This is a genomic window from Streptomyces sp. 7R007 (genome assembly GCF_054850255.1).
Map to the genome: position 1 here is coordinate 1 of NZ_JBTWMV010000004.1, position 14751 is coordinate 14751.

The window sequence follows — 14751 nt, forward strand, 5'->3', positions numbered from 1 at the left end:
CGGGCCTGATTCCCTGTCGGCGGGGCCTTTCGACATTCACTACGTTAGCCGATTCCCTCGGCAACTCATAATCGAGTTCCGCGAGTTCGAATTCGGGCATGCGGACATGACGAATTCGACCCCGCCGAGGGGTGACCGTAGGTAGTGGGTTGGCCGCTCCCGGCTGCTGGCGATCGCCGTACCCGGTTCAAGCGGCTTGGGCCACATTACGCACCTTCCCAAGGCGAGTCAACTTCGGCGGCGCCTCGGCGTATGGGCCCGATAAGGGCTCACCGTCGGGTCGTTGGCGACCCAGAAGCGCCAGGGGTGAACGCCCCCTTCGCCCGCGACGCCGGTGCGTGGGCCGTTGAGTACCTGGTCGGAGGGGACCGGGGTGCCGGTGAGGATCCTCAGGGGCGTCTCGCCCGCGGCACAGGCGTCGGTGCCGTCGAGGGTGCGGTCCACCCCGAGGGCCGTGGCCAGGCGGGCCGGTCCTTTGGCCAGTTCCTTGTCGTTCCGGGCCGAGATTCGACGTTTGCGGGCGAGCTCCTCGCCCTCGATGACCTCGCCGGCGCGGAGCAGCACCGCGCTCGCCCGGCCCTCGGGGCCGCACACCAGGTTCATGCAGAACCACATGCCGTAGGTGAAGTAGACGTACACGTGCCCGGGAGGACCGAACATCACGTCGTTGCGGGCCGTGCGGCCGCGATAGGCGTGCGAGCCCGGGTCGTTCTGGCCGTCGTAGGCCTCGACCTCCGTGAGGCGCACCGCGATCGGACCGTCCGGGGTGGTGCGGACGAGGATGCGGCCCAGGAGGTCCGGGGCGACGTCCAGTACGGGGCGGTCGAAGAAGTCCCTGGGGAGTGGCGTACGGTCCGGAGGCGCGATCATGGCGTCCGAGCGTAGTCCAGACGGGTGGTTGCCAAGGGGTGGTCAAGGTTCCCCCACCTTGCCAGGGTGTGGGGCGGAACCGGGCTCGCCCGGATCGCGTTTACAGGGATCAAGGGTCCACACCTCATCGAGGGTCCACACGTACAGGGAGAGACATGGCGTTCAAGAAGCTGCTCGCGAGCCTGGGGGCCGGCGGTGCTTCGGTCGAGACCGTGCTGACCGAGGTCAACGTCGTGCCGGGCGGCGTCGTCCAGGGTGAGGTGCGGATCCAGGGCGGGTCCGTGAACCAGGACATCGAGGGCCTGTCCGTGGGCCTGCAGGCCAAGGTCGAGGTCGAGAGCGGGGACGAGGAGTACAAGCAGAACATCGAGTTCACCAAGGTGCAGCTCGGTGGTGCCTTCGAGCTCCAGGCGAACGCGGTGCACGCGGTGCCGTTCGGGCTGGAGATCCCGTGGGAGACGCCGATCACGATGATCGACGGGCAGGCGCTGCGCGGGATGAACATCGGCGTGACGACGGAGCTGGCGATCGCCCGTGCCGTCGACTCCGGTGACCTGGACCCGATCAACGTGCACCCGCTGCCGGCGCAGAAGGCCATCCTGGACGCCTTCATCCAGCTGGGCTTCCGCTTCAAGAACGCGGACATGGAGCGCGGGCACATCCGGGGCACGCGGCAGCGGCTGCCGTTCTACCAGGAGATCGAGTTCTACCCGCCGTCCCAGTACCGCGGGCTGAACCAGGTGGAGTTGAGCTTCGTGGCCGACGAGCACGCGATGGACGTGGTGCTGGAGATGGACAAGAAGCCGGGTCTGTTCAGCGAGGGCAGCGACACCTACCGGTCCTTCCAGGTGGGTCTGCACGACTTCCACGGGACCGACTGGGCGGCGTACCTGAACCAGTGGCTGTCCGAGGTCGGCAGCAAGCGCAACTGGTTCTAGGCTCGGAACTGCTGATTCCAGTAATCGATCAGGAGGTACCGAGGTGACCGAGCTCAAGCGGCGGCCGCTCCCCCACGACTTCCATCCGCCCGTGCCGTCGTTCACGGTGACGAGCGAGGACGTCCAGGAGGGCGCCACGCTCAAGGACGCTCAGGTCTACGCGGCCGGCAACACCTCGCCGCACCTGCGGTGGGAGGGCTTCCCGCCCGAGACCAAGAGCTTCGCCGTGACGTGCTACGACCCGGACGCTCCCACGGGCAGCGGGTTCTGGCACTGGGTCGTGTTCGACATCCCGGCCTCGGTGACCGAGCTGCCGGCCGGGGCGGGCAGCGGCAAGTTCGAGGGCCTGCCCGAGGGTGCCGTACAGGCGCGCAACGACTACGGGTCGAAGGACTTCGGCGGGGCCGCCCCGCCGCCCGGGGACGGGCCGCACCGGTACGTGTTCACGGTGTACGCCGTGGACCAGGAGAAGCTGGGGCCGGACTCCGACGCCTCTCCCGCCGTCGTCGGCTTCAACCTGCGGTTCCACACGATCGCGCGCGCCCAGCTCATCGGGGAGTACGAGAACCCCGCGGAGGGCTGACCGAGCCGAGCGTTCACGGAACGTTTGCCCGCCCCTGGTCTTGGAATTGATCAGGGGCGGGCATTTTTTATTTCGTTGTCCATCTCGGCGTGCCCGTCCAGAGTTGATCCAAGCCCGCCGGGGAGCGGGCAGGTGCACACGGGAGGTGGGCTGGATGCGTGACACGCTGGTGCTGAACGCGAGCTTCGAGCCGCTGTCGACGGTGACCCTGAACCGAGCCGTGGTCCTGGTGCTGCAGGACAAGGCCGTCGTCGAGCAGGCCCACCCCGAACTGCGGATGCGGGGCGCCGATGTGGACATACCCGCGCCCCGGGTGATCAGGCTGTGCCGGTACGTACGGGTGCCGTTCCGAAGACGAGCCCCGTGGTCGAGGCGGGGTGTCCTGGTGCGCGACCGGCACAGGTGCGCGTACTGCGGGCGCCGGGCGACGACCGTCGACCACGTGGTGCCACGGTCGCAGGGCGGCCAGGACACCTGGCTCAATACGGTGGCCTCGTGCGCGGAGGACAACCACCGCAAGGCCGACCGGACTCCGGAGCAGGCGGGTATGCCGCTGCTGAGGCAGCCGTTCGAGCCGACGCCGGCGAACGCGATGCTGCTGGCGCTGGGGGCCGACGACTTCGACGCGCTGCCGGAGTGGCTGGCGCACGCGGCGGCCTAGCGCATACGGCTACGCGAACGGGGCTCGCCTTCCTGGAAGGTGAGCCCCGTCGTCGTACGCCTGCCGGCTGCCGCTGATGCCGCCTCAGTCGATCTGGGGCTTCTCGCGGCGTTCCGTGCCCGAGCCGCCGCCCTGGCCGCCGGAGGTGCCGTTGCCGTTCGAACCGCCGCCCATGGGGCCGAAGTTGCCCATGGCGCCGGACAGGCCCTTGAGGGCGTCGCCGATCTCGCTGGGGACGATCCAGAGCTTGTTGGCGTCGCCCTCGGCGATCTTGGGGAGCATCTGGAGGTACTGGTAGCTCAGGAGCTTCTGGTCCGGGTCGCCGGCGTGGATGGCCTCGAAGACCGTGCGCACGGCCTGGGCCTCGCCCTCGGCGCGCAGGGCGGCGGCCTTGGCCTCGCCCTCGGCGCGCAGGATCTGGGACTGCTTCTCGCCCTCGGCGGTGAGGATGGCGGCCTGGCGCGTACCTTCGGCGGTGAGGATCGCGGCGCGCTTGTCACGGTCGGCGCGCATCTGCTTCTCCATCGAGTCCTGGATGGAGGTGGGCGGTTCGATGGCCTTGAGCTCGACGCGGTTGACGCGGATGCCCCACTTGCCGGTCGCCTCGTCGAGGACGCCGCGCAGGGCCGCGTTGATCTCCTCGCGGGAGGTCAGGGTCCGCTCCAGGTCCATGCCGCCGATGATGTTGCGCAGGGTGGTGACCGTCAGCTGCTCGATCGCCTGGATGTAGCTGGCGACTTCGTAGGTGGCGGCGCGGGCGTCGGTCACCTGGTAGTAGATGACCGTGTCGATGTTGACGACCAGGTTGTCCTGGGTGATGACCGGCTGCGGCGGGAACGGGACGACCTGTTCGCGCAGGTCGATGCGGTTGCGGATGGTGTCGATGAACGGGACGACGATGTTCAGGCCCGCGTTCAGCGTCCGCGTGTAGCGGCCGAAGCGCTCCACGATGGCGGCGCTGGCCTGCGGGATGACTTGGATGGTCCTGATCAGGGCGATGAAGACCAACACCACCAGAATGATCAGGACGATGATGACCGGTTCCATCGTCGTTCCCCGTACCCTTCTCCGCCTCGGCGCTTTCGGAAGATCTTATGCTTGTTGAAGATCTTGCTGGTCGAGTGTGACAGACCGTCGCGTGCCTCGTGGGGTGTTCGGACCACTTGCGGTTCAGTTGCGTCGTGCGAGGTCAGATGACGATCGCCGTGGCTCCCTCGATGTCCACCACGTCCACTTCCTGACCTACTTCGTAGGAGCGGCCGGTGTCGAGGGCACGGGCCGACCAGACCTCTCCGGCGAGCTTGATCCGGCCACCCGCGCCGTCCACCCGTTCCAGCACGACGGCCTGTTTGCCTTTCAGGGCGTCGACGCCCGAGGCGAGTTGGGGCCGCTGGGTGCGGTGACGGTAGGCGATGGGCCGTACGACGGCGATGAGGGCCACCGAGACGACGACGAAGGCGAGGACCTGCGCCACGGCGTCGAAGCCGAGGCCGGCGATGACCGCGGCGGCGATGGCGCCCACGGCGAGCATGCCGAACTCGGGCATCGCGGTCACCACGAGCGGGATGCCGAGCCCGGCCGCGGCGACGAGCCACCACACCCATGCGTCGATGTCGTTCACATGGTCATGGTAGGACCGCGACTCCCGCGCGGGACAGGGCGCATGGTCCCCGCAACGTGCTTCTTACCGGTGTTTTCGCGGGTACTTCACAGGCTCAGGACAGCGGCAGGCCGTGCGCCGTCCAGCGGTCGCCGACCTGCTCGACGACGAGCGGCAGGCCGAAGCAGAGGGAGAGGTTGCGGGAGGTGAGTTCGAGCTCCAGCGGGCCGGCGGTGAGGACCTTGCCCTGGCGGATCATCAGGACGTGGGTGAAGCCGGGGGCGATCTCCTCGACGTGGTGGGTGACCATGAGCATCGAGGGGGCGATGGGGTCGCGGGCGAGGCGGCCGAGGCGGCGTACGAGGTCCTCGCGGCCGCCGAGGTCGAGGCCGGCGGCGGGCTCGTCGAGGAGGAGGAGCTCGGGGTCGGTCATCAGGGCGCGGGCGATGAGGGTGCGCTTGCGCTCGCCCTCGGAGAGGGTGCCGAACTTGCGGTCGAGGTACTCGCTCATGCCGAGGCGGTCGAGGAAGGCGCGGGCGCGCTGCTCGTCGATCTCCTCGTAGTCCTCGTGCCAGCCGGCGGTCATGCCGTACGCGGCGGTCAGCACGGTCTGCAGGACGGTCTGGCGCTTGGGGAGCTTGTCGGCCATGGCGATGCCGGCCATGCCGATGCGGGGGCGCAGTTCGAAGACGTCGGTGCCGGGCCTGCCGAGGGTCTCGCCGAGGATGGTCGCGGTGCCCTTGCTGGGGTAGAGGTAGCTGGAGGCGACGTTCAGGAGGGTGGTCTTGCCGGCGCCGTTCGGGCCGAGGATGACCCAGCGCTCGCCCTCCTTGACCGACCAGGAGACCTCCTCCACCAGAGCCCGGCCCTCGCGGACCACGGATACGTCCTCCAGCTCCAGAACATCGCTCATGAGCGCGTTGTCTCCCCTTGCAGTGTGGCCAGGTCTCGGCGTCTTCGCTGTCGCGTGCGCTTTTTGGCGCAGCCCTCAAGGAAATCTACGCCACCGGTCGGCCGCTCCATTCCATCGGTCCGGTCCTTAGGGTGGGGGCATGCTCTCGGAACCGCGTTCAGGACGCTTTGCCGCCTGGGGAAATGCCCTGTTGGCCGGACTTGTCTCGCCGGACGACGCCGTTCTCGCGATCGTCGGGGACGACGCCGTGCACCGGATGGAGGGGCTGCCCGGCGAGTCGGGGCCGGTCGGCCTCACGCTCGCGCTGGGGCGGCTGCGGGCGCTCGGGGTGACGGGGCTGCGGGTCGCGCTGCCGGCGCCCGGGCATCCGCTGGGGCTGAGCGGGCCGCCGGAGTTCAACGCGCGGGCGTTGGACGCCGAGGAGGCGGTGGTCTGTCACGGTGCCGCGTACGGGCTGGTGCCGGAGGTGTACGAAGCCGGGCCCGACGGTGACGTGCACGTCGAGGTCGTCTGGCACTGTCTGCCGGTGCGGGAGGCGCCGCCGGCCGACGTGCCGTCGCTGGGTGAGGCCGAGCGGGAGCTGGCGGAGGCCCTGCGGGAGGCGACGGAGGTGCTGTCGCGGCTGGACGTGGCCGGGTCGGGGCCGGTGGCGGAGGCGGCGATCGACGCGTACCGGGCGCGGGCCGAGCGGGGCCGGGAGGTGCTGGCGCCGGGGTACCCGCCGCGGGCGGTGCGGGTGCTGGAGCTGGCGCAGCGGGTGGGGCTGCTGGTGTCGCTGGCCTACGAGAACGGGCACGGCGGTGCGGTGAGCTCGGCGGAGATGGGGGCGCGGGCGGCGGCGCTGCGGCCGGTGGAGCGGACGGCCCGGCGGGCGCAGGTGGCCGCGTACAACGCGTATGTGGAGGAGCGGGAGCGGGGGGTGCGCTGACGAGGGCCGGGCGGGTTTCCGCCGGTCACTCCGGGCGCCCCGGTCACGCCGCTCACGCCGGGCGCTCCGCTCATGCCGGTCACGCTGGACATGCCGAGCGCCCCGGTCACGCCGCTCATGCCGGTCACGTCGCTCGTGCCGGTCACGTCGGGCGCGGTCATGTCGGGCGCGGCGGTGGTGGTGTGAACAGACCGGCCTCCCGGGGGTGCCGGGAGGCCGGAGGTCGGTGCCGCGGGCGCGGACGTCAGCGGTTGACGCCCAGGTTGCCGAAGGCGGGGTTCAGCACGCCGATGACGTTCACGCTGTTGCCGACCGCGTTCACCGGGACGTGCACCGGGGCCTGGACGAGGTTGCCGGAGAGGACGCCCGGGGAGCCCACGGCCTGGCCGTCGGCGTGCGAGCCGTCGGTGGCGGAGGCCATCCCGGCCCCGGCGGCGATCAGACCGCCGGCCACCATCGTCACGGCCGCTGCCTTCTTCAGGTTCTTCACTGCTAAGCCCTCCTTGCGTTCGCCGCGGCAGTCGCCGCAGCACGCACTGGAGAACGGCGGAGATCCACGGAGGTTGCGCCATCCGGGGGACATTCCCACGACGGTATGAATCTCGGTCCGGAGCGGAACCCTCCGTATTGCCGCGCGCGGCGCCGGCCGGGCGCTACCCGGCCACCCCATGGCGTACGGCCCACAGCGCCGCCTGGGTGCGGTCCGCCAGGTCGAGCTTCATCAGGATGTTCGAGACGTGCGTCTTGACGGTCTTCTCGGACAGCACGAGGGCGCGGGCGATCTCCCGGTTCGAGCGGCCGTCCGCTATCAGGCCGAGCACCTCGCGCTCCCGCTCGGTGAGCGAACCGGCTCTGCCCTGCCCCGAGTTGCCCTCCTCCTGGGACAACAGGGCGCCCGCCACCTCGGGTTGGAGCAGGATGTGGCCGGCGTGCACCGAGCGGATGGCACCGGCCAGGGCGTCCGGGTCCACGTCCTTGTACACGTACCCGGCGGCGCCCGCGCGCAGGGCCGGAATCACCGTGCGCTGCTCGGTGAAGCTCGTGACGATCAGCACGCGCGCGGGGCTGTCGATCTCGCGGAGCCGGCGCAGCGCCTCCACGCCGTCCATGCCCGGCATCTTGACGTCCATGAGGACGACGTCGGGCCTCAGCTCCTCGGCGCGGGCGACCCCTTCGGCGCCGTCGGCCGCCTCGCCCACGACCTCGATGTCGTCCTGCACTTCGAGGAACGTGCGCAGGCCGCGGCGGACCACCTGGTGGTCGTCGACGAGCAGCACCCTGATTGCGTCAGCCACCGGGGACCTCCAACTCGATCGTGGTGCCCTTGCCGGGCGCCGATTCCACGGTCAGCGTGCCGCCGACGCCGCTCGCCCGGTCGCGCATGGAGACCAGGCCCAGATGGCGTCCGGCCCGGCGGACCGTCTGCGGGTCGAAGCCGCGGCCGTCGTCCGTCACGCGCAGGACGGCTCCGCAGCCCCTGCGTCCCACAGTGACCTCGACACGCTCGGCTCCCGAGTGCCGCAGGGCGTTGTGCAGGGCCTCCTGGGCGACGCGCAGCATGGCCTCCTCCTGGGCGGCGGGCAGGGCGCGGAAGCCGCCGGCGGTGAACGTCACGCGCGCGGTGTGGGCGCGGTCGAGGACCTGCACCTGGGTGCGCAGGGTGGCGACGAGGCCGTCCTCGTCCAGGGCGGCGGGGCGCAGCTCCACCACGGCGGCGCGCAGTTCGTCGGCCGCTTCGGCGGCGAGCGCGGCGACCTGCTGCAGCTCGTCCTTGGCGCGGGCCGGGTCGCGGTCGACGAGGGCGGCGGCGGCCTGGGCGGTCAGGCGCAGGGAGAAGAGCTTCTGGCTGACCGCGTCGTGCAGTTCGTGCGCGAGGCGGGAGCGCTCCTCGGCGATGGTCAGCTCACGGCTGCGCTCGTACAGGCGGGCGTTGGTGAGGGCGATGGCGGCGTGCTGGGCGAGGATGGAGAGGAGTTCCTCGTCCTCCTCGGTGAAGCCGCAGCCCCCTTGTGGCCTGGGGCAGTTCTTGTTCGCGAGGAACAGCGCGCCGATGATCTCGTCGCCGTCCCGGATCGGCAGGCCGAGGAAGTCGGACATCTCCGGGTGCGCGGACGGCCAGCCCTCGAAGCGCGGGTCCTTGCGCACGTCGGCGAGGCGCTGCGTGCTGGCCTCGTGCAGCATCGAGGCGAGGATGCCGTGCTGGCGCGGGAGCGGGCCGATGGCCTTCCACTGCTCGTCGCTGACGCCGTCGACGACGAACTGCGCGAAGCCCCCGTGGTCGTCCGGGACGCCCAGCGCCGCGTACTGGGCGTCGAGCAGCTCACGGGCGGAGACGACGATCGTCTTGAGGACGTCGCGCACCTCCAGGTGCCTGCTCATGGCCAGCAGCGCGTCGCTGACCGCGGCGAGGCCGGACCGGGGACCTTGACTCATGCCCTCACCGTACCGGCGGGGTGTGACAGCGCGGATCGGACCGGTGACGGCCTCCGCCTAGGCCCACGGCCCTAGGCCGCAGGTCCTCGGATCGGTGACGTAGGACGCAGGACCGGGGGGTCGGGGGTGTTGGGTGCAGGACCCGGGACCGGTGGCGTAGGACGCAGGGCCCGGGTCGGCGGCGTAGGTCCAAGGGCCCCGGGTCGGTGGCGTAGGCCGAAGGGCCCCGGCTGGTCGCGACCCGCGTCCGAGGCGGTGCGGGCGGTGCCGTTCCTACGTTGGGATCACCGCCGATCGGACGGCGGACGGGACGAGGGGACGTGGGTCATGCCGGTAGCGATCATCACAGGGGCCTCGAAGGGGCTGGGGCGGGCGCTGGCCGAGGCGCTGGCCGCGCGCGGCTGGGATCTGGTGCTCGACGCGCGGACAGCGGGGCCCCTGCGGGAGACGGCGGCGGGGCTCGCGGCGCACGGCACCCGTGTGACGGCCCTGGCGGGCGATGTCACGGACGCCGCGCACCGCTCGGAGCTGGTGGCGGCGGCCGGGAAGCTGGGCGGCGTCGATCTGCTGGTGCACAACGCGAGCGCGCTGGGCGCCGAGCCGCTCGTACGGCTGGAGGCGCTGCCGCTGGAGGGACTGCGGCGGGCGCTGGAGGTGAACCTGGTGGCCGCGCTGGGCCTCGTCCAGGAGGCGCTGCCGCTGCTGCGGGAGTCGGCGGCCGGCTCGGTGATCGCGGTCAGCTCGGACGCCGCCGCCGAGGCGTACGAGACGTGGGGCGGGTACGGGGCGTCCAAGGCGGCCCTGGACCAGCTGGCGGCGGTGCTCGGCGCGGAGGAGCCCGGGCTGCGGGTCTGGGCGGTGGATCCCGGGGACATGGCGACGGACCTCTACGCGGCGGCCGTACCGGACGACGACGGTCCGCGGCCGGCGCCGGCGAGCGTGGTGCCGGCCTTCCTGCGGCTGCTGGACGAGCGTCCGGCGAGCGGGCGCTATGCGGCTCCGTCACTGCTGGAGCTGCGATGACGCTGGCGATGGGGGCGCCCCGGCGCGGGCCCGTCCGAGCGTGGGGAAGGGTGCCGGAGGAGTTGTCGGCCCGGGTTCCGGTCGAGCAGCGGGGGCCCGGACTCGACCGGGACGCGGTGCGGCTGCTCGTGTCGCGGGGGACCGAGGTGTCGCGTCACGCCTTCAGGGACCTGCCCCGCCTGCTGCGGGCCGGGGACCTGCTGATCGTCAACACCTCGCCGACGCTGGCGGCGGCGGTGGACGGGCGGATCGGGCACGCGCGCGTGGTGGTGCACTTCTCCACGCGCGGGGACGACGGGCGGTGGGCGGTGGAGCTGCGGGATCCGGACGGAAGGGGGACCACGCGACCGCGCGCGGGAGGGCCCGCCGGGACGGAGGTGCGGCTGCCCGGTGGGGTGCGGCTCGTCCTGGAGGAGGCGGTCGGCGGGGACCGGCTGTGGTGGGCCCGGGTGACGGGAGGGGAGGTGCTCGGGCTGTTGCGGGGACACGGGCGGCCGATCCGCTACTCCTATACGGAGCGCGACCAGCCGCTGTCCGCGTACCAGACGGTGTTCGCGCTGCCGTCCGCAGACGGCTCGGGCAGCGCGGAGATGCCGAGCGCGGCGCGGCCCTTCACCGCGCGGCTGGTGGTGGAGCTGGTGAGCCGGGGGGTGCAGTTCGCGCCGGTCGCCCTGCACACCGGGGTGGCCTCCGCGGAGGCGCACGAGCCGCCGTATCCGGAGCGGTTCTCGGTGCCCGGGGCGTCGGCGCGGCTGATCAACGCGGCGAGGGCCGGGGGCCGGCGGGTGGTCGCCGTGGGGACGACCGCCGTGCGGGCCGTGGAGTCGGCCGTCGGCGCCGACGGGGTCGTACGCGCGCGTGCGGGGTGGACGGACCTCGTGGTGACCCCGGAGCGCGGGGTGCGGGTCGTCGACGGGCTGCTGACCGGGCTGCACGAGCCGGAGGCCTCGCATCTGCTGATGCTGGAGGCGATCGCCGGGCCCGAGGCGATCGACCGGGGATACGAGGAGGCGCTGCGCCGCGGGTACCTGTGGCACGAGTTCGGGGACGTCCATCTCATCCTCCCGGCGGAGCACCCTCACACAGAGCATTGCTCCAGCAACTGCCCGTGAGACCACCCTGTGTCCGGTGTGAGCCCGCGCATAGGGCCCACATCACGTACGAAGGTCAGTAGGAGAGAACGACTGACCTCATGAGCGGGGCAGACGGTCCAGTCTGCCCCGTTTTGCCCCTCCCTGATCCACTACCCGGGATCGTACGTCACATCTTTGCCTGGGCATTTTGCGGCCGCTAAGAATGGCTCCCGTCGCTCAGCGCCGCGGGTTCCGCCCGCGGCTTTTGTGCGGGATGGACCCCTGTCCCCCGCCGGACGTCGAGCGACCTCCGCGCTATTCGAAGAGGTCCGTCTGCCATGCCCCAGCACATCCCCACTCGCGGTCACCGTCGTGCGCTGACCCGCCACCACAAGATCGCGATCACCGGTGTCGCCACCCTCGGTGCCGCCGCCCTCGCCTTCTCCGCGGTGCCCAGCAGCGCCGGGACGACCACGAGCGAGGCGGCCACGACGGGCCGGGTGGCCTACAGCACCGAACCGATCAAGGACGTCAAGGCCAGCGTCACCGACCAGCTCGCCACGGACAGCCTGAAGGCCGAGTCCATCAAGGCCAGGGCCGAGGCGAAGGCCAAGGCCGCCGCCGCTGCCGCCGCCAAGAAGAAGGCGGCCGCCGAGGCCGCGGCGAAGAAGGCCGCCGCCGAGCGCCGGGCCAAGGAGGCCGCGAGCCGCGCCGCCAAGCGCGCCGCCCTGAAGAAGGCCGCCGCCAAGAAGGCCGCGGTCCGGTCCTACGGCAACAACCTCGACGGCTGGATCAGGCACGCCCTCGACATCATGAAGAGCAAGGGCATCCCCGGTTCGTACAACGGCCTGTACCGCAACATCATGCGGGAGTCCTCGGGCAACCCGAACGCGATCAACGACTGGGACATCAACGCCGTCAACGGCATCCCCTCCAAGGGCCTGCTGCAGGTCATCCCGCCGACCTTCACGGCCTACCACGTCGCCGGGACGTCCTGGAACATCTACGACCCGGTCGCCAACATCACCGCCGCAGCCAACTACGCGGCCGACAAGTACGGCTCGATCGACAACGTCAACAGCGCGTACTGAGGTCGGCGCGGACCTCTGTGCGCGAACGCCGAAGGGCGGCACCTCCTGACGGGTGCCGCCCTTCGCGGTCGTACGGGGATCACCGGGGTTACTTCCGCATGACCTCGGGCTCGTGGCGGCGCAGGAAGCGGGCCACGAAGAAGGCGCAGACCACGCCGAGGGCGAGCAGCGCGACCATGTCGAGGGTCCAGGCGCCGACCGTGTGCTCCCACAGCGGGTCGTTGGCCTTGCCCTTGCCGGGCGGGCTGATCTTGTTGAAGTCCAGCGTGGCACCGGCGGCGGCGACCGCCCAGCGCGACGGCATCAGATACGAGATCTGGTTGGCGCCGATCGAGCCGTTCAGGGCGAACAGGCAGCCGGTGAACACGACCTGGACGATCGCGAACATCACCAGCAGCGGCATGGTCTTCTCGGAGGTCTTCACCAGCGAGGAGATGATCAGGCCGAACATCATCGAGGTGAAGCCCAGCGCCATGATCGGCAGGCACAGTTCGAGCAGCGTGGCGTTGCCGAGGACGAGCCCCTCCTTGGGGATCTCGCGGCTGGCGAAGCCGATGACGCCCACCATCAGGCCCTGCAGCACCGTGACGCAGCCGAGCACGAACACCTTGGACATCAGATACGCCGAACGGGACAGGCCGGTGGCGCGCTCCCGCTCGTAGATGACCCGTTCCTTGATCAGCTCACGGACCGAGTTCGCGGCGCCGGCGAAGCAGGCGCCGACCGCGAGGATCAGCAGGACCGTGGTGGCCGTGCCGTTCGGGACGGGCTGGCCGGTGGCCCGGTTGATCATCGGGTTGGGCAGCAGGCCCTTGCCCGAGTCGATCAGCAGGCTCACCGCGCCCAGGACGAGCGGCAGGATCACCGTCAGCGCCAGGAAGCCCTTGTCGGACGCGATGACGGAGACGTACCGGCGCACGAGGGTGACGAACTGGCTCATCCAGCCCTGCGGCTTCGGCGGCTTCATCGCCTGCATCGGTGTCTGTACGGACTGCGGCGCGACCGCGTCGATGTCCGCGGCGTACATCTGGTAGTGCTGCGAGCCCTTCCAGCGTCCGGCCCAGTCGTAGTCGCGGTAGTTCTCGAAGGCGGAGAAGACGTCGGCCCAGGTGTCGTAGCCGAAGAAGTTCAGCGCCTCCTCGGGCGGGCCGAAGTAGGCGACCGCACCGCCCGGCGCCATCACGAGCAGCTTGTCGCACAGGGCGAGTTCGGCGACCGAGTGGGTGACGACGAGGACCGTGCGGCCGTCGTCGGCCAGACCGCGCAGCAGCTGCATGACGTCGCGGTCCATGCCCGGGTCGAGACCGGAGGTCGGCTCGTCCAGGAAGATCAGCGACGGCTTGGTCAGCAGCTCCAGGGCCACCGAGACGCGCTTGCGCTGGCCGCCGGAGAGGGAGGTGACCTTCTTCTCCTTGTGGATGTCGAGCTTCAGCTCGCGCAGCACCTCGTCTATGCGCGCCTCGCGCTCGGCCGCCGTGGTGTCGGCCGGGAAGCGGAGCTTGGCCGCGTACTTCAGGGCCTTCTTGACGCTCAGTTCCTTGTGCAGGATGTCGTCCTGCGGGACCAGACCGATGCGCTGGCGCAGCTCGGCGAACTGCTTGTACAGGTTGCGGTTGTCGTAGAGGACGTCGCCCTGGTTGGCGGGCCGGTAGCCGGTGAGCGCCTTGAGCAGGGTCGACTTGCCCGAGCCGGACGGGCCGATGACCGCGATCAGCGACTTCTCCGGGACGCCGAAGGAGACGTCCTTGAGGATCTGCTTGCCGCCGTCGACGGTGACCGTCAGATGGCGCGCGGAGAAGGAGACCTCACCGGTGTCGACGAACTCCTCGAGGTGGTCGCCCACGATCCGGAACGTGGAGTGGCCGACGCCCACGATGTCGGCGGGGCCGAGCAGTTGCGAGCCGCCCTTGGCGATGGGCTGGCCGTTGACGTAGGTGCCGTTGTGCGAGCCGAGGTCGCGGATCTCCATGCGGCCGTCGGGCATCGAGTGGAACTCGGCGTGGTGCCGCGAGACCTGCAGGTCGGAGACGACCAGGTCGTTCTCCAGGGCACGGCCGATGCGCATCACGCGGCCGATGGAGAACTGGTGGAACGTCGTCGGGCTGCGGTCGCCGTAGACCGGCGGCGCCCCCGCGCCACCACCGGGGCCGGGACCCTGCTGCTGCGGGATCGGCGGCGGCGCCTGCTGCGGCTGCCCCCAGCCCGGCTGCGCGGCCGGCTGCTGCGGCGGCGCCTGCTGCGCCCAGCCCGGGTTCGCCCCCTGGGCGGCGTAGGGCTGCTGCTGCGGCTGCGCCTGCGGCGTCGCCACGGCGGCGGCCGCGCCGGAGACGGTCAGGCGCGGGCCGTCGGTCGCGTTGCCGAGGTGCACCGACGAGCCCGGGCCGATCTCCATCTGGTGGACCCGCTGGCCCTGTACGAAGGTGCCGTTCGTGGAGCCTTTGTCCTCGATGACCCAACTCCGGCCGCCCCAGCTGATCGTGGCGTGACGCCAGGACACCCTGGCGTCGTCGAGCACGATGTCGCCCTGCGGATCGCGTCCGAGGGTGTACGGCCTGGACGCGTCCAGCGTCCAGGTGCGTCCATTCAATTCCAGTACGAGTTCCGGCACTCCATGCCCCACTGAGTAGTCCCCCGAGTT

The 14751-nt window shown here is 71.0% G+C and carries 15 protein-coding genes; 7 read left to right on the top strand and 8 right to left on the bottom strand.

The genetic code is table 11. From position 1 onward, the window contains the following. Positions 1 to 228: 228 nt before the first annotated feature. A complete protein-coding gene (locus ACYF6T_RS06700; RefSeq protein WP_461694199.1) occupies positions 229 to 870 on the bottom strand; it encodes a DNA-3-methyladenine glycosylase in 642 nt (213 codons plus the stop codon). A 155-nt stretch (positions 871 to 1025) separates the two neighbouring features. On the opposite strand from ACYF6T_RS06700, the gene ACYF6T_RS06705 reads away from it, so the two are divergent. The 3 genes from ACYF6T_RS06705 to ACYF6T_RS06715 all read left to right on the top strand — a co-directional run bounded on the left by ACYF6T_RS06705 (position 1026) and on the right by ACYF6T_RS06715 (position 3052). Further along, entirely contained in the window at positions 1026 to 1808 is a 783-nt protein-coding gene (locus ACYF6T_RS06705; protein WP_461694201.1) for a sporulation protein, read from the top strand. A gap of 43 nt (positions 1809 to 1851) precedes the next feature. After that, positions 1852 to 2391 carry a YbhB/YbcL family Raf kinase inhibitor-like protein gene (locus ACYF6T_RS06710; protein WP_461694202.1) on the top strand — a complete coding sequence of 180 codons (540 nt, stop codon included), beginning with the start codon at positions 1852 to 1854 and terminating at the stop codon, positions 2389 to 2391. 154 nt (positions 2392 to 2545) lie between these two features. After that, positions 2546 to 3052 (top strand): HNH endonuclease, encoded by a 507-nt coding sequence (locus ACYF6T_RS06715; RefSeq protein WP_461694204.1) that lies wholly within the window; start codon positions 2546 to 2548, stop codon positions 3050 to 3052. 84 nt (positions 3053 to 3136) lie between these two features. On the opposite strand, the gene ACYF6T_RS06720 is transcribed toward ACYF6T_RS06715, so the two are convergent. The 3 genes from ACYF6T_RS06720 to ACYF6T_RS06730 all read right to left on the bottom strand — a co-directional run bounded on the left by ACYF6T_RS06720 (position 3137) and on the right by ACYF6T_RS06730 (position 5565). Then, positions 3137 to 4099, bottom strand: a complete 963-nt coding sequence (locus tag ACYF6T_RS06720; protein ID WP_461694205.1) for an SPFH domain-containing protein — start codon at positions 4097 to 4099, stop codon at positions 3137 to 3139. A 142-nt stretch (positions 4100 to 4241) separates the two neighbouring features. Beyond that, positions 4242 to 4673 carry an NfeD family protein gene (locus ACYF6T_RS06725; RefSeq protein WP_461694206.1) on the bottom strand — a complete coding sequence of 144 codons (432 nt, stop codon included), beginning with the start codon at positions 4671 to 4673 and terminating at the stop codon, positions 4242 to 4244. Between the two features lie 94 nt (positions 4674 to 4767). Then, positions 4768 to 5565 carry an ABC transporter ATP-binding protein gene (locus tag ACYF6T_RS06730; protein WP_461694207.1) on the bottom strand — a complete coding sequence of 266 codons (798 nt, stop codon included), beginning with the start codon at positions 5563 to 5565 and terminating at the stop codon, positions 4768 to 4770. 139 nt (positions 5566 to 5704) lie between these two features. On the opposite strand from ACYF6T_RS06730, the gene ACYF6T_RS06735 reads away from it, so the two are divergent. Further along, positions 5705 to 6493, top strand: coding sequence for a hypothetical protein (locus tag ACYF6T_RS06735; protein ID WP_461694208.1), 789 nt, complete (start codon positions 5705 to 5707; stop codon positions 6491 to 6493). Between the two features lie 244 nt (positions 6494 to 6737). Here the strand turns inward: ACYF6T_RS06735 and chpE are convergent, their stop codons facing one another. The 3 genes from chpE to ACYF6T_RS06750 form a co-directional block, all read right to left on the bottom strand. Next, positions 6738 to 6983, bottom strand: coding sequence for a chaplin ChpE (gene chpE / locus ACYF6T_RS06740; protein ID WP_461694209.1), 246 nt, complete (start codon positions 6981 to 6983; stop codon positions 6738 to 6740). A 163-nt stretch (positions 6984 to 7146) separates the two neighbouring features. Beyond that, positions 7147 to 7788, bottom strand: a complete 642-nt coding sequence (locus ACYF6T_RS06745; RefSeq protein WP_461694211.1) for a response regulator — start codon at positions 7786 to 7788, stop codon at positions 7147 to 7149. After that, a complete protein-coding gene (locus ACYF6T_RS06750) occupies positions 7781 to 8926 on the bottom strand; it encodes a GAF domain-containing sensor histidine kinase (RefSeq protein ID WP_461694212.1) in 1146 nt (381 codons plus the stop codon). Before ACYF6T_RS06750 ends, ACYF6T_RS06745 begins: the two co-directional genes overlap by 8 nt. A 327-nt stretch (positions 8927 to 9253) precedes the next feature. On the opposite strand from ACYF6T_RS06750, the gene ACYF6T_RS06755 reads away from it, so the two are divergent. From ACYF6T_RS06755 to ACYF6T_RS06765, 3 genes are all read left to right on the top strand, one after another. Next, positions 9254 to 9949, top strand: coding sequence for an SDR family NAD(P)-dependent oxidoreductase (locus ACYF6T_RS06755; protein ID WP_461694213.1), 696 nt, complete (start codon positions 9254 to 9256; stop codon positions 9947 to 9949). Continuing rightward, complete coding sequence (locus ACYF6T_RS06760) at positions 9946 to 11061, top strand: S-adenosylmethionine:tRNA ribosyltransferase-isomerase (protein WP_461694215.1); 1116 nt, start codon at positions 9946 to 9948, stop codon at positions 11059 to 11061. Before ACYF6T_RS06755 ends, ACYF6T_RS06760 begins: the two co-directional genes overlap by 4 nt. A 299-nt stretch (positions 11062 to 11360) precedes the next feature. Continuing rightward, positions 11361 to 12113 carry a transglycosylase SLT domain-containing protein gene (locus tag ACYF6T_RS06765; protein ID WP_461694216.1) on the top strand — a complete coding sequence of 251 codons (753 nt, stop codon included), beginning with the start codon at positions 11361 to 11363 and terminating at the stop codon, positions 12111 to 12113. An 88-nt stretch (positions 12114 to 12201) separates the two neighbouring features. On the opposite strand, the gene ACYF6T_RS06770 is transcribed toward ACYF6T_RS06765, so the two are convergent. Next, positions 12202 to 14721, bottom strand: a complete 2520-nt coding sequence (locus ACYF6T_RS06770) for an ABC transporter ATP-binding protein/permease (RefSeq protein WP_461694218.1) — start codon at positions 14719 to 14721, stop codon at positions 12202 to 12204. Positions 14722 to 14751 lie beyond the last annotated feature (30 nt).

Excerpts from the sequence above, each read along its gene's own strand:
- ACYF6T_RS06735 (WP_461694208.1), top strand. The coding sequence starts at position 5,705 with ATGCTCTCGGAACCGCGTTCAGGACGCTTTGCCGCCTGGGGAAATGCC.
- ACYF6T_RS06715 (WP_461694204.1), top strand. The coding sequence starts at position 2,546 with ATGCGTGACACGCTGGTGCTGAACGCGAGCTTCGAGCCGCTGTCGACG.
- ACYF6T_RS06720 (WP_461694205.1), bottom strand. The coding sequence starts at position 4,099 with ATGGAACCGGTCATCATCGTCCTGATCATTCTGGTGGTGTTGGTCTTC.
- ACYF6T_RS06750 (WP_461694212.1), bottom strand. The coding sequence starts at position 8,926 with ATGAGTCAAGGTCCCCGGTCCGGCCTCGCCGCGGTCAGCGACGCGCTG.
- ACYF6T_RS06755 (WP_461694213.1), top strand. The coding sequence starts at position 9,254 with ATGCCGGTAGCGATCATCACAGGGGCCTCGAAGGGGCTGGGGCGGGCG.
- ACYF6T_RS06730 (WP_461694207.1), bottom strand. The coding sequence starts at position 5,565 with ATGAGCGATGTTCTGGAGCTGGAGGACGTATCCGTGGTCCGCGAGGGC.
- ACYF6T_RS06700 (WP_461694199.1), bottom strand. The coding sequence starts at position 870 with ATGATCGCGCCTCCGGACCGTACGCCACTCCCCAGGGACTTCTTCGAC.
- ACYF6T_RS06705 (WP_461694201.1), top strand. The coding sequence starts at position 1,026 with ATGGCGTTCAAGAAGCTGCTCGCGAGCCTGGGGGCCGGCGGTGCTTCG.
- ACYF6T_RS06765 (WP_461694216.1), top strand. The coding sequence starts at position 11,361 with ATGCCCCAGCACATCCCCACTCGCGGTCACCGTCGTGCGCTGACCCGC.
- ACYF6T_RS06760 (WP_461694215.1), top strand. The coding sequence starts at position 9,946 with ATGACGCTGGCGATGGGGGCGCCCCGGCGCGGGCCCGTCCGAGCGTGG.